Annotated in this window: 10 protein-coding genes and 1 pseudogene; all 11 read left to right on the top strand. The window is 66.6% G+C overall.

The features are described 5' to 3' along the window. Nucleotides 1-146 precede the first annotated feature (146 nt). Nucleotides 147-605, top strand: a complete 459-nt coding sequence (locus tag HPC46_RS32440; protein ID WP_233716995.1) for a C40 family peptidase — start codon at nt 147-149, stop codon at nt 603-605. Between the two features lie 209 nt (nt 606-814). Next, nucleotides 815-2362 (top strand): type VII secretion protein EccB, encoded by a 1548-nt coding sequence (eccB, locus tag HPC46_RS32445; RefSeq protein WP_179476153.1) that lies wholly within the window; start codon nt 815-817, stop codon nt 2360-2362. After that, on the top strand, nt 2359-6564 hold the full coding sequence (eccCa, locus tag HPC46_RS32450; RefSeq protein ID WP_179476154.1) for a type VII secretion protein EccCa: 4206 nt from the start codon (nt 2359-2361) through the stop codon (nt 6562-6564). The genes eccB and eccCa overlap by 4 nt, the downstream gene beginning before the upstream one ends. A gap of 78 nt (nt 6565-6642) precedes the next feature. Continuing rightward, nucleotides 6643-6939, top strand: coding sequence for a PE family protein (locus tag HPC46_RS32455; RefSeq protein WP_179476155.1), 297 nt, complete (start codon nt 6643-6645; stop codon nt 6937-6939). A gap of 9 nt (nt 6940-6948) precedes the next feature. After that, nucleotides 6949-8133, top strand: a complete 1185-nt coding sequence (locus tag HPC46_RS32460; RefSeq protein ID WP_179476156.1) for a PPE family protein — start codon at nt 6949-6951, stop codon at nt 8131-8133. A 149-nt stretch (nt 8134-8282) separates the two neighbouring features. Next, nucleotides 8283-8576: a WXG100 family type VII secretion target gene (locus HPC46_RS32465; RefSeq protein ID WP_179476157.1), complete on the top strand. Its 294-nt coding sequence runs from the start codon at nt 8283-8285 to the stop codon at nt 8574-8576. Nucleotides 8577-8627: 51 nt separating this feature from the next. Then, nucleotides 8628-8915 (top strand): WXG100 family type VII secretion target, encoded by a 288-nt coding sequence (locus tag HPC46_RS32470; protein WP_179476158.1) that lies wholly within the window; start codon nt 8628-8630, stop codon nt 8913-8915. Between the two features lie 206 nt (nt 8916-9121). Further along, the gene (locus HPC46_RS32475; RefSeq protein WP_179476159.1) at nt 9122-10048 is read left to right on the top strand and encodes an ESX secretion-associated protein EspG; all 927 of its coding nucleotides are present in this window, start codon (nt 9122-9124) and stop codon (nt 10046-10048) included. Nucleotides 10049-10169: 121 nt separating this feature from the next. Beyond that, nucleotides 10170-11720: a MinD/ParA family ATP-binding protein gene (locus tag HPC46_RS32480; protein ID WP_179476160.1), complete on the top strand. Its 1551-nt coding sequence runs from the start codon at nt 10170-10172 to the stop codon at nt 11718-11720. Further along, nucleotides 11717-13309: a type VII secretion integral membrane protein EccD gene (eccD, locus tag HPC46_RS32485; RefSeq protein ID WP_179476161.1), complete on the top strand. Its 1593-nt coding sequence runs from the start codon at nt 11717-11719 to the stop codon at nt 13307-13309. Before HPC46_RS32480 ends, eccD begins: the two co-directional genes overlap by 4 nt. A gap of 11 nt (nt 13310-13320) precedes the next feature. Continuing rightward, nucleotides 13321-13869: pseudogene (locus tag HPC46_RS32490) on the top strand (S8 family serine peptidase); the annotation flags it as partial. Nucleotides 13870-13924: the final 55 nt, after the last annotated feature.

Genomic DNA, 13924 nt, shown 5'->3' on the forward strand with positions numbered 1-13924 from the left:
GCGGGAGGGGGCGGATGGCGATGGCCTGCCGCCAGGCCGCCAAGGCTTGACCGGCGAGCATGTTCCGCGGGATGGGCGGCGGGATGGGTGGCGGCGGCGGGATGCCCTCGATGGGCATGGGCGGCGGCGGGGGCGGGTTCCCCGGCATGGGCATGTTCTCCAAGCTGCCCGGCATGCTCACCGGCCAAAACTCACGCCAGGCCGCTGATCAGCTCACTTCTGATCTTTTCGGCCGGGACGGCAACGGCAGTGACCGCGCCAACCGAGCGGTCGCCTTCGCCAAATCCAAGTTAGGCGCACCGTACGTGTGGGGTGCCACTGGACCCAACGCGTTCGACTGCTCGGGTTTGACTCAATGGGCCTACAGGCAGGCCGGGGTGAACATTCCCCGCACCACCTATGACCTGGTGAATGCGGGCACCCCTGTGAGCCGGGCGAACATCCGGGCAGGCGACCTGATCCTGTGCAACTGGCAAAACGGGCGACCCGAACACGTCGTGATGGCAGTCTCGCCCGACATGGTGATCGAGGCGCCCAATCGGAACGAGCGGGTCAAGTTCTCGTCGATCCCCTCCGGGCACCTGGTCATCCGGCGGGTCGCCTGAGGCGATCACCCAGCCCGCGGGTCTCGCGAGCACGTGGGCGGCCCGAGGCGTTGATTTGGTGCCCTCAGCAGTACCGCGGACCAGGCATCATGGGAGTTGAAAGTACGGAGCTTCGGGCGTCGCTATGCCAATGCGGGCCGGTTTATGTTGAGTCGGTGACCGAAGTTGACCGACGTTTCGTACATCGCGGGAATCCGGGGGCGGAGTAGATGGCAGGCGAACGAGGTAGCGCCGTCAAGGACAAAGAGGTCGCACGGCGGCGGCTGGGTCGCGGCTTGGGCTATGCAACGCGAGTCCAGGTCACCGCGCACCAGTTCATGGCTCGCCGGGCCGCGCTGGGCATGACGCGCCGCCAGGTGCGCATGGAAGCCGAACCGGGTCGACGGGAGTGGATGGCCGTGCTGGCCGGGCTCTCGATCGTCGTCGTCATCTGCATGGGCGCGCTGTTCTGGTCGTTCATCCGGCCCGCGGGCTCGGTGGGCGGGTCCAAGATCATTGCCGATCAGGACAGCGGGGCGCTCTATGTCAACGTCGGCGACGTGCTCTACCCGGCGCTGAACTTGTCCTCAGCTCGACTGATCGCCGGGCAGGCTGAAAACCCCGTCCGCGTGCGCCGCAGCGAGATCGATTCTCGCCCTCGTGGGGTCATGGTCGGCATTCCGGGGGCCCCGAACGTCATGAACGCGACTTCCCCGTCAGGTTCGTCGTGGCTGGTCTGCGACGCGGTAACCAAGGCGTTCGGCGCGGGCGCACCGGAGCCGGTCACCGTGACGGTGATCGACGGTCAACCTGACCTGTCGGACCGGCGCAGGGTGCTCGATAAGTCCGATGGTGTGCTGCTGCACTTCGGCACCGATGTGTGGCTGATTCGCGATGGCCGTCGGTCCTTGGTGGACGCGAGCCAGCGCCCCGTGCTCTTGGCGTTGGGGGTCACCGCCGAGGACCTGGCGGCGGCCAGGCCGATGAGCCAGGCGCTGCTCAACGCCATTCCGGTGGCGCCACCGTTGACCGTGCCGGTGATCCCAGGTCTGGGCAATCCCGCTCCGTTCCCCGGCGCTCCGGGCCCGGTCGGCACCGTGGTGTCGACTCCGCAGGTTGAGGGCAACACCACCTATTCGGTGGTGCTGCAGTCGGGAATGCAGACGATTTCGCCGATTGTGGCGCAGATCCTGCAGAACGCCGGCGGCAATCCCACCGGTGCAGTGCCGGTGATCGCCGGTTCGGCGCTGTCCCAGCTGCCGTCGGTCAACCGGATCGACACGTCGATCTACCCGGACGAGCCGCTGAAAGTGGTGGACACCCAAGCCAATCCGGCGACGTGCTGGTGGTGGGAGAAAGGGGCGGGGGAGAACCGCACCACCACCTCGGTCGTGTCCGGTGCGACCATTCCGGTGCCGGCCGAACGCAGCGGCGACATCGTGAAGCTGGTGCCGTCGGAGTCGACGGGCGGTCAAGTTGCCGATCAGGTCTACTTTGGGCCCGATTACGCCAACTACGTCGTCAGCACCGGCAATGGTCCGACCGCGTCGACCAAGGAGTCGGCGTGGTGGCTCTCGGAGTCCGGCATCCGATTCGGCGTGCTTCGTGACCGGGAGACGCTGACCGCGCTGGGCCTGAACGTCGAGCCTCAGCCCGCCCCGTGGTCGGTGCTGCGACTGTTCGTCGCCGGCCCGACATTGTCGAAAGCTGATGCGTTACGGCGTTGGAACACATTGCCGGCGGGTCAGAACCCCGGAGCATTGGAGCAACCGAAGTGAAGCAAGGATTCGTCCGGCCCAAGCCCACACCGCCGCCGGGAAGTGATCTCAAGCCGGAGCCGATCAAGCTACTGACGCCGCTGAAAGTTCCACCGCCAGAAGGTAAGTCGCCTTGGATCATCGTCGTCGGCATCCTGGTCATCGGCCTGGTCGTCGGCATGGTGGCTGTGTCGTTCGCATCGGGGGCACGCACCTTCAACGGCGTGGGCGCGATCTTCCCCGTGTTCAGCATCCTCGGCATCGGCGCGATGCTCTTCGGTGGGCGTTTCAGCGGCGGTAATCAGCAGATGAGCCGCGGCAAGCTCGATGCCATGCGGGCGCGGTTCCTGCTGGTTCTCGATGAGATGCGCGACCGGGTATCTGATTCGGCAGACAAGCTCGACGGGAACTACCGCTGGTATCACCCGCCTGCGGATACGCTGATCGCCCAGGCGGGCGGGCCGCGGATGTGGGAACGCAACCCCAACGGCAAAGACACCTGGTTCGGGGTCGCCCGGGTGGGCGTGGGGATGACCTCGCTGACCGAGGGCGGGGCGGTCACGTTCAGTGAGCCCGATGACATGCCGACTGAGATTGAGCTCGAACCGGCCACCGGTAAAGCGCTGCAGGAGTTTGTCCGCTATCAGAGCGTGGCCTATGGCACCCCGGCACTGATTTCGCTGCTGGTCGAGCCGGGCTACCGCATCACCGGTGAACGCGAGGCCTCGTTGGCGTTGATGCGGGCGATCATCGCCCAGCTGGTGTTCTCCCACGGTCCGGATCATCTGCAGCTGGTAGTGGTCACTGATGACGTCGACGAGTGGGAATGGGTGAAGTGGTTGCCGCACAACGGCAATCCGCACCAGCTCGACGGCGCGGGTCCGGCGCGCATGGTGTACACGTCGGTGACCGAGTTCGCGAACAGTCAGTTCACTGATGCCGTGCGCCGCGGCGGCGCCTTCGTTCCCCGACATGCGGCCAGCCGCGACGCCGTGGCACCCATGCCGCACACCGTGGTGGTCAGTGACATCGCTACCGGCGGCTGGTATTCGGTGATGACCTCGACCGGCGTGCAGGGCTGGACATTCTTCGACGTCCGCGGTGGGGTGCCCGCCTGCCAGGATGAGCGCGGGGCCCGCACGCTTCGCCTCAACGAGGACGGCGTCATTGACGCGGTGCCCCGCGACGGGACTTGGGCGGCCGATACCGAGGAAGGCTTCCAGTTCTTCGCCATCGCTGATCGGCTGGAGCGGTTCGAGGCTGAACAACTGGCCCAGCAGATCGCGCGGTCGCGTATCGCTGAGCCGTACGAAGACATCGGTGACGAGGTGAGCGATTTCCAGCGCCCACGCGACATCCTGGCCTATTTCGGCGTCAACGACGCGGCGTCCGTCGACTTCGACGCGCTGTGGGGAACGCGCCGCGACATCAATTCCCCTGAGACCCTGCGCATCCCCTTCGGTGTACGCGCGGACAACGGCGAGCTGGTGTTCGTCGACATCAAAGATATGAACCAGGGCGGTGACGGCCCGCACGGGGTGATGTCGGGCACAACGGGTTCCGGTAAGACCACGGCGATTCGCACCGTGCTGCTCTCGGCGATCCTGGGGCACCCGCCAGAGAACTTGCAGATGATCCTTGCCGACTGCAAGGGCGGCGCGGGCGTCAAACCGTTCGAGGGCACCCCACACGTTCCGCACATCATCACCGACCTGGAAGACGACCAGGTGCTGATGGACCGGTTCATCACCGCGATGTGGGGTGAGATCGCTCGCCGCAAGCAGGTCTGCAACTCGGTAGGCGCCGATGATGCCTACGAGTACAACCAGATTCGCGCCGAACGTTTGGCGCGAGGCGAGTTCCTGGAGCCGCTGCCGCGGCTGCTGGTCGTGCTCGACGAGTTCAAGGAAGCGTTCCGGATCAAACCGGATCTGCCTGAGGTGCTCGACCAGATTGGGCGCCAGGGGCGGTCGTTGTGGGTGCATCAGCTGCTGGCGAGCCAGGACATTGACTCCCGCGCGGAGAAGCTGCTGGAGAACGTCGGTTACCGGCTGGTGCTGCGTCAGAACACCTCGGCTAGCGCGTCGGCGGCCGGTGTCCCGCAGGCGGTCAACCTGCCCCGCGAGGTCGGTGTGGGGTACATGCGCACCGGCTCAGCTGACGAACTCACCCGGTTCCGGGCCGAGTCGCTGTGGCGCGACTACCGCCGCCCGGGCGCGGACAACGACGATGTCATTGAAGCCACGTCCTCGTCGGACAAATACCTTGAGCCGCAGTTGTTCACGACATCGTGGGTGGCGCTGCCCGAGCATCTGAGCGAGCAGGCGTCAGCGCAGACGACCACCGTCGTCGAGTCGGTGGAAGAGGACGACGAAGACGACGCACTGCGCAAGCCGAAGATCGGTCCAGTTATCCTCGATCAGCTGCGCACCTACAACTTCAAGCCGCAGGTGCTCTGGCAGCCGCCGCTGGATGTGCCTCACCCCATCGACCACATCGTCAACATGTATCTCGGGCGACGGTGGGACGAGAACTACGCCGCCACACCGGATTTGATCTTCCCGATCGGCATCGTCGACCGGCCCTATAAGCAGGATCAGCACCCCTTACTGGTGAACACGACCGCTGATGGCGCCAACCAGCTCATCGTGGGTGTGCGCTCGTCAGGTAAGACCACCGCACTGCAGACCCTCATCTGCGCCGCGGCGATGACGCACACCCCTGAACAGGTCCAGTTCTACTGCCTGGCGCTGTCCTCGCGGGCTCTGGACACCGTTGCCGGCCTACCCCACGTCGGCGGTGTGGCCGGCGCCCTGGACGAGGACGGCATCCGCCGCACCATCTCCGAAATGCTGGAGCTGCTGGAACGTCGTCAACGCAGCTTCCCCGCATGCGGTATCAGCTCGATGCAGGACCTGCGTGACCGCAAGTTCCGCGGCGCTCCTGGCGCGGTCCCCGACGACCCGTTCGGCGATGTGTATCTCGTCGTCGACAACTACGCCGCCCTGACTGCCGAAGCCTCGACGATCCGCAACAAGGACATCCTGTCGGCTCAGATTCAGAAGCTCGTGGGGGAGGGCACCAGCTTCGGTATCCATGTGATCATTTCCGTCGGCCGCGATATCGACCTGCCGCCGCGGATGCGCGGGTCCTGGCCGCAGCGTGTGGAACTCAAACTGCAGGGCCCCGAAGACGCCAAACTTCTGCGGGGCAAGCTCACCGACGCGGTTCCTTCGGGCAAGCCGGGCCGGGGCATGGTGGCCCAGAACTACGTGCGCCTGGGTGCCGAGGAGGAGGGCCTGCACACCCTGGTCGCGCGACCGGCGATGAGCGGCACACCCAATTCAGAGTTCCGGTCCGAGAGCGTGGTCGAGGCCGTGCGCCGCGTGGCGGCCAAGTACCGGCCCGCGCCACGCGTGCGCCAGCTGCCCACCGAGATCACGCTAACCGAGCTGCAGGCGCGCGCTCAGCGGGAGCAGCACGCCGGGATGGCCTGGGCGCTCAGCGAGCGCGACCAGCTGGTCGGCCTCGAAAAAGATTCGCCCTTCCTGGTCATCACCGGCCGCGAGGACTGCGGTCGGACCAACGCCCTCTCGGCGATCATGCGCGAGATCGCTCGGGTGTATGCGCCGGGGGCCAGCGCGGCCGTACCGGATCCGCGCGACACCCGTCCCCGTGCGCAAGTGTGGCTGGTCAGCCCGCGCCGCGAACTGCTGCGCGTGCTGGGCAAGGACTACCTGGAACGCTTCACCTACCGCAACGACGAGGTCGGGCCGTGGGCGGCTGAACTCAACCGCATCCTGACCGCCCGGCTGCCCGAGGCGGGCCTCGACGTGGACGCAAGCCTGGAGCAGCGCTGGTCTGGTCCGGAGATCTTCCTGATTGTCGACGACGCCGATCGCCTACCGCCCGGCTACGACGCGCCACTGCGCGAGCTGGTGCCGGCCGCGAACGCCGCCACCGACGTGGGCCTGCGCATCGTGTACGCCCGCCGCTTCGGCGGCTGGGCCGGTTCAGACCGCGCCGATCCACTGCTGGGCGCCATGAAGCAAGCCAATGCGCCCCTGTTGGTCATGGATTCTGACGGCGAAGAGGGCTTCGTGCGCGGCCGCTGGAAGGGCCACCCCATGCCGGTCGGCCGCGGATTCCTGATGGATACCGGCGAATCGGGATTTTACGTTCAAGTAGGCCATGACACTTCGCCGGCGGGGGGTGCGAATTGATTTGGCGCACTGCACTCACCCAAAACGCCCGGTACACTCATATTGGAAAATCGACGCGACACAAGGGGGTCACGTTTCATGTTCGTCACTGCTGAACCTTTAGACATGGGTGGGACGGCCGGCACGCTGACGGCGCTAACATCAGCGTTCACCAGCGGAAACGCGGCTGCGGCAGCGCCGACGACCGCTGTTGCGCCCGGACAGGCCAACGAGACGGCGATGCTGCTCTCAGCGGCCTTCGGCACCCACGGGTCGCTGTACCAGTCAATGGCGGGCATGGCCTCGGCCTGGCACGCGTTGTTTGCCGGAGCGCTCGGCACGTCTGCCGCCAGCTACGCCGCTACCGAGGCCTTCAACGCCGCCGCGTCGCTGTAGCCGACCCCCATGGTTGAGTACGGAGCCCTGCCGCCGGAGATCAACTCCGCGCGCGCCTACGCCGGACCGCAGTCAGCGCCGCTGACCGCGGCGGCGGCGGCGTGGCAAGCGCTGGCGGCCAACCTCGCGAGCAACGCCGCCGCCTTGAACTCGGCGATCATGGCGCTGCTCGGCGGCGGCTGGCAAGGGCCCTCTTCGGCGATGATGGCGGCCGGCGGCGCAGAGAACGTGCGCTGGCTTTTCCAGGCAGCTACCCAGGCCCAGGAAACCGCCTTGCAGGCGGAGCAGGCTGCACTAGCAATTGAGGCCGCGCATGCGGGCTCGGTGCCGCCTCCGGTCATCGAGGCGAACCGCAATTTGCTCCAAGCCCTCATCGCCTCCAACTTCATGGGCTGCAACGCCGGGCCCATCGCCGCATGTGTGGCCGCGTACGACGAGATGTGGTCTCAGGACGCATCCACGATGTACGGGTTCAGCGCTGATGCGGCCGGCATCACCGGGTCGCTGGTTCCGTTCATGGCGCCCGCGCCGACGGTCAATCCTGGCGGATTCGCCAGTCAGGCCGCCGCCGTGGCACAGGCGGGTGGGACAGCGGCCGGTCAGGCCGGTCAGAACGCGGCGTCGGCCGGGCAATCAACGGCGAGTATGGGTGGCGGCGACGCCAGCTCCATCATGTCGATGGCCCCGCAGTTCATGAGCGCTGTTCCGCAGGCGCTGCAGGGCCTGGCGTCGCCATTGATGGGCGGCGGCGGCAACCCCCTGCAGAGCCTGGGCGCATTCCAGGGCTTGCTGTCCCCGTTCATGAGCATGATGAACCCCGCCATGGGCGGCATCGGTGGCACGGGTGCGCTGACATCAACGGCATCGGCCTTGGGGCCGGCAGCTGGGCTCGGCGGCGGCTTCGGCAGCGGCGGCATGGGCGCTCTATCCGCCGGCCTGGGTGGGGCCCGCAGTCTGGGTGGGCTGTCGGTGCCGGCCACCTGGGCAGCCAGCGCCCAATCCTCAGGGGGCAGCGCTGCCCCGATCTCAGCGACCGGTGGGGCCAGTGGCGGCGCCGCACCGGCAACCGCCAGCGGCGGCGCCGGCGGCGCAGGCGGAGCCGCGCCCATGGCCGCTATGCAGGGTAAAGAGAACTCTTCGGGCAATGGCCCGTCGTACGGCGCGCCGGTGCGCGTCCTTCCAAGGCCGCGCTAAGCGGGCGACCGGCAGACACCGAAGGGGGTCGGGAACTCAATTCCATGAAAAGTTTTTTGGCGCATTGCTATACGCGGCGCCGCCAGGACACGATTAACGGGTCCAAGCAAATGGCCAGCATTCCCACCAACACAACCAGGAGCAAATAGATGTCGACTTTTATGACCGACCCGGATGCGATGCGCGACTACTCGGGTCGTTTCGCCAATCACGCCACCAACATTGCCGCTGACGCCCAGAAGGCCTACGCCTCGTCGCAGGGCATCGCGGGGAACGGTTGGGACGGCGACGCCAACAAGACGTCGGTGTTCACCGTGGAGGAGATGATGCGTGCGTTCCGCAACATCGAGAACCAGATGCACTTCGTCAGCGACAACCTGCGCACCTCGGCCGACACCTACGAGCATCAGGAGCAGGCCAGCAGCGCCGCGCTCAAGTCCTGACCGATCACCGACATCCACTGACATCCCTTCGTAGACAAGGACATTCACGACATGCCCATTCACTATCAGTACGCAGACGTTGAGGGTCACGGCAAGCTGCTGCAGGCCCAGGCCAGCTCGCTGGAGGCGGAGCACCAGGCGATCCTCAGCGACCTCAACAACGTGGCTGACTTCTGGGGAGGCACCGGCAGCACGGGCTTCCAGGAATTCGTCAACGAACTCAACCGCAACTTCCGGGTGATCTTCGAGCAGCTCGGCGAGCACGGCGGAAAGATCGGGAACGTTGTCGGCAACACCATTCACACCGACAGTGGTGTCGGTGGCACCTGGCACGGCTGAGCGGCCCGGCAAGGGGGTGCGACGCCGTCACGCGAGCAGCGGCACGCGCGGACGCGCTGCCCCACAACACCTCACGGCGCTTAGCTTCTTAACCGAAGGCCGACCGCCTGGGCATGCGGCGGCACCCTCTTCCCGAGGGTGCCGCCGCTTTCGGTTTAGCCGCACAACCAAAAAGCTCCCCAGAGAATACGAAGGACATGCACACCATGTTTTCAGCCCACAGCGCCGAGCCGGTCGCCGATGTGACAGTCAATCTGCATGGCATGTGGATGCTGCAAGCCATGCTCGACATCGCCACCATGCCACCAGAACTCAGCTCGGTGCCCTACGGCGCTCCGCGCGATAGCACGTGGATATCCGGAGATCCCCGCATCGAGCAGCTTCAAGAAGCCGGTGTGGTGGGCCATGACGGGCACGTGATTCCTGCAGTGGCCAGCCGGATGCGGGCACTGGCAGCCCCCGATGTCGAAGTAGCCATTCTCATTGCACGCGGCGCACTTTCGTGGAAAGGGCGCATCGACGTCACTGATCCCTCCACGTGGCGACGCGACATCCCGGAGAACCAGCTGCAGATCGTGCTGGCCCGCCGCGACGGCCGGTGGGTATCGGCCGCCCGCGCCGGTGACGACATCACCATCGACGATGTGGGTTTCGACGGCGGATCGGCAATGTGGTTGCGCGACATCATCGTTGATCAACTCAACGCCATTCACCCGGTCGAGCCCTCGCGGATCGAGCCGATGAACCTGCCTTACGAGGACATTCTGAGTGCGGCCGGCCAACGCGCCGCCGCAACCGACGACCCGCAGCGGGACCTGCCGCTACGAGCGCTGGGTGTTCCGCCGGCGGCCCTGGCCGAACTCGGCGCGCTGCTCGACGAGCCGGTCGTCGAGGCCGTCCTATATGCCCGTGCCCACACCGATGCCCGCCGCGACACCAGCGCTACCGCGCTCAACATTCGCGACACCGAAGACGGACGGGTGGCGCTGTATCAGATGCTGGCCCCGCGCGGCTCCACGCAGGACTGGATGGTGATAGCGCCGGGATCTGCCAGCCAAATCCTGCAGGGCATCCAGGCCGTTCTGAGCAGCGTAAATGTCCGCGACTGGGAAACTCATCAACGATTCGCGTAATGGCTGACCGTGCCAGCAACGGATGTACCGAAGTTTCTCGCTTGGGCGTAGTTAACCGGTATTTGACGACCCTACGATTACATCATCACGTCTTCATCAAGCCATTGGGGTGGTTATGAGCATGGACCCGGAATTCACCGCGCGGTACCTGAACGAGCAGGACCCTGACGAGAGCCCGCCCGGTCGGAGCCTCGACCAGGAGATCGGCATCGGCGCTGACCCGCAGGTACCTGAGGCGCCGTCGCTACCTGAGCCCGAAGCTCCGCCGTATCAGGCGATGCCGGACAACTGGGCAGAAACGACGCAGGTCGTCGCAGCGACACCGATCCCGGTGCCCCCGCCAGCGCCGCGCGTCGACGAGCAGCACCGCCCGCCGAGCGCGCCCGCTCGCGCCGCCGAGGGCGTCGGGGAGTATCGGGAGGCCGGTGCGCGCCACCGCGACACCACCTCCGAGTTCGGCGACGCCCGCCGCCAGCATCAAGCCCCGGCTACGCCGCCGCGCGGCTTCGCCGGCCCCGGCTCTGCCGATGTCGGCCAGGCGCCGTCAGGGCCGATGGCGCGAGCCGCCGACGAATTCGTCGATTACTCCCAAGGCCCTGCTGCAGCACACCGACCGCCGTCACAGCCCTTCTCCGCAGCACCGCCGCGGGCACCGTCGACGCCGAACAATCAACTAGCCCGCAGTGAGTCCGCGCCGGTGTGGGATGCCAGCGGTTCCAGCTTCGCCGACGCATCAAACGCCCCGGCGCTGCGGGCCGAGGATGTCGTAGCCGCGCGCAAGCTGCCACCCGAAATGGGTTGGCGCAAAGCGGTCTATCTCGGTTCGGCCAAGACGATCAACCTCGGCGCTGGGCCGACCGAGCAGCGGTTGCGCGACCAGATCGATCTAATCAAAACGAACATCCCTGGCAACTACCTCATCGGCGTGGTGTGCGTGCGCGGGGGAGTGGGCAAGACCCGCACAACGGCCGGGGTGGGCACCGCGTACGCCATCCACCGCAAGAACGAGCCGGTCCTTGCCATCGACGCCAATCCCACCTACGGTGCGCTGGGTCGGCTCATCGACCCGACTGCCACCGCGTCGATCCGAGAGTTCCTGGCCGACAAGAACCTTCACAGCTACCCGATGGCACGGCATTACACCGGAAAGAACAAGCCGGGCCTGGAAGTCCTGGCCGCCAACCAGAACGTCACCAATCCCTTTGACCTGTCGCCGGAGGCCTTCCAGGCCGTGCTCGGCCGGGTCCGCCGCTTCTACCAACTGGCTCTGGTGGACTGCGGCCCGGAGATCGAGCACCCGGTCATGCAGGCGGTGCTGTCCCACGTCGATTCGCTGATCATCGTGGGCACGATGAACTTCGATGGTGCCGCCGCAGCGGAAACCACCATCAAGTGGCTGGCCGCGCGCAGTGAGTACCAGGGCTTGCTGCGCCGCTCGGCGCTGGTCCTCAACGACGTATACAACTGCGCCGACAAGGATTTCATGGCCAAGGTGCGGGAAACCATCGGCCAGCGGGTCGGCGGCGTCACCTCCATCCCGTGGGACAAGCACCTGCGCGATAGCCCTCAGTTGGACTGGGATGCTCTGCGCCGCGAAACGCAGTACGCCTACCTGGATGTGGCCGCCTGGCTGGCCCAGGGCTTCCGCAGCGGACGGACGGCACTGCGGTGACCTCAGTTCGTGATGCCGCGGTGAGCACCGGGACGGGGGAAGAATCCGAGCAGCTGCGCCAGGTGCTGGTCGCGGTCATGGTCAACGACGTGTCCATCGGATTGCGGTTGGATGCCGCCGCGGCGATCGGCATTCAGACACCCGCTCTGGTCGACGTGCTCAACAGCCGCCTCAGCGAGATCGGCAAACCCCGCCTGTCGGTGCGCCCCGGTGATTCTGTCCCGGGTCGGGGCCGCTGGGCATTGTGCTGGGTCGACGGGACACCGTTGAAGCCCAAACGCTCTCTAAGCGAGCAGGGCGTGCTCGACGGCACCACCCTGTGGCTGCGCTTCATCGACGACGCCGAAGCGCGTATCCCGGTGATCGAGCACGTCACCAGCGCCATTCCCGCCGAACTGCGCAAGCACTGGCCTTCGGTGACACCGCCGTGGGCAGCCCGTGTGGGTGTTGTCCTGGTGGCCGTCGCCATGCTCTTAGTAGCGACATTGCTGCTGCGTTGGCGTTACGGGCACGACGACTTGATCGCCACTGCTGCTGCCGGCGTGTGCGCGCTGGTGCTGATCGTGGCGGCCGTCGTCACCGGCATCCGGTCGGCGCGCAACCGGCGCGCGGCCGGCGATGTCCGCAGTATCGAGCCCGATCGGGCCGAGGCCCTGCGTGCCGAGTTGTTCGTCGCTGACACGTTTTTGCTGCTGGCGGCGGCGACGACCGCGGTGGCAGCAGCGCTGGCGATTCCCGGCCCACTCGGTGCCGTGCATGTCGGGTTGGGGGCCGCGGTCACCCTGGCCGCCGCAGTGCTGATCGTGCGATTCACCGGCCGCCATGTCGCCCTGTGCACGGCGGTGGTTATCATCAGCGCCGCCGCGCTGGCCGCCGGTGTCGCCCGCATGCTGTTGGTGACCTCGGCGGTGACGCTGTTGGGCATCGTGTTGATGGTGTCGATCGTCTGCATCAAGCTCGCTCCGGGCTTTGCGCGGATGCTGGCCAACCTGCGGCTTCCGGTGTTCCCGTCAGCCAGCGGCCGATGGATTTTCGAGACGCGCCCCGATCTGCCCAGTGCCGTGGTGGTGCCCAGTGGTGACACCCCCACGCTGGAGGGACCGGAGTCGGTCCGCAATGTGGTCATCTCCGTTGACCGTGCCCACGGCTTCCTGACCGGCGTGCTCGCGGGCTTCTCTGCCCTGCTGGTGATCACCGCGACGGCGCTGTGCGATCCGCACACCGATCGGCGATGGCTTCCCCTGGTCGTGGCTGCCACCAGCGCCGGAGCCATCCTGCTGCATGCCCGTTCCTACACCGATCGGCGGCAGTCGACCCTGCTGGCGGTTGCGCCAGTGGCGATCGCGCTCGCGGTGCCGCTGCGCTACGCGGTCAGTCTGTGGACACCGGCTGCACTGCTGATCGGATGCGCGACCATGCTGGTGATCACGGCCGCGGGTCTGGCTTTGGCGGCGATCATCCCGACACACGTCTACAGCCCGATGTTCAAACAATTGGTGGAATGGGTGGGCTACCTGCTGCTAATTGCGCCCTTCCCGTTGACGTTCTGGCTGATGGGTGTGTTCGCGGCGATCCGGTACCGCTCGTGAAGACCGCGAACATGGTGCGCAGCACGTCCTGCTTGCTCGGCGCAGCCCTGTTGGCGCTGGCACCGGCGCTGGCCAGCGCACCTACCGCCGCGGCGGTGGCCCCACCGACCATCGATCCGGCAGCTGTCCCGCCGGACGGGCCGCCCACCCCGCCCGAACCGATGAAGCAGGGGGCCTACTGCCCGCGGGTGGGCACACTTCCCGGAACCGACTACCGGGTGCAGCCCCGCTACCTGGACATGCTGAACCTTTCTGAGGCTTGGCAATTCGGCCGCGGCGCGGGGGTCACCGTGGCGGTCATCGACACCGGGGTCAACCCTCACCCGCGCCTGCCCAACCTCATCCCGGGTGGCGATTACGTCTCTAACGGGGACGGCCTCCAAGATTGCGACGCCCACGGCACGATTATCGCCAGTATCATCGCGGCCCAGCCCGCCGACGGGAAAACACCGCTTCCCCCGCAGCGCCAAACCCGGCAGCCCGACACCGTTCCGACGTCGGAAGCGCCGCCACCGCCACCGCCACCGCCGACGCAGACGGTTATCATTCCGGCCCTTCCTCTTATACCCATCTGACGCTGCCGCCGATACCACTTTGCTAATCTCAGGGCGGTCC

Origin of the sequence: Mycolicibacterium vinylchloridicum, from assembly GCF_013404075.1 — a bacterium.
GTDB lineage: Bacteria > Actinomycetota > Actinomycetes > Mycobacteriales > Mycobacteriaceae > Mycobacterium > Mycobacterium vinylchloridicum.

Bases quoted from the DNA above. Each gene is read 5' to 3' on its own strand.
- HPC46_RS32455 (WP_179476155.1), top strand. From the start codon at position 6,643: ATGTTCGTCACTGCTGAACCTTTAGACATGGGTGGGACGGCCGGCACG.
- HPC46_RS32465 (WP_179476157.1), top strand. From the start codon at position 8,283: ATGTCGACTTTTATGACCGACCCGGATGCGATGCGCGACTACTCGGGT.
- HPC46_RS32480 (WP_179476160.1), top strand. From the start codon at position 10,170: ATGGACCCGGAATTCACCGCGCGGTACCTGAACGAGCAGGACCCTGAC.
- eccB (WP_179476153.1), top strand. From the start codon at position 815: ATGGCAGGCGAACGAGGTAGCGCCGTCAAGGACAAAGAGGTCGCACGG.
- HPC46_RS32460 (WP_179476156.1), top strand. From the start codon at position 6,949: ATGGTTGAGTACGGAGCCCTGCCGCCGGAGATCAACTCCGCGCGCGCC.
- HPC46_RS32470 (WP_179476158.1), top strand. From the start codon at position 8,628: ATGCCCATTCACTATCAGTACGCAGACGTTGAGGGTCACGGCAAGCTG.
- HPC46_RS32475 (WP_179476159.1), top strand. From the start codon at position 9,122: ATGTTTTCAGCCCACAGCGCCGAGCCGGTCGCCGATGTGACAGTCAAT.
- HPC46_RS32440 (WP_233716995.1), top strand. From the start codon at position 147: ATGGGCATGTTCTCCAAGCTGCCCGGCATGCTCACCGGCCAAAACTCA.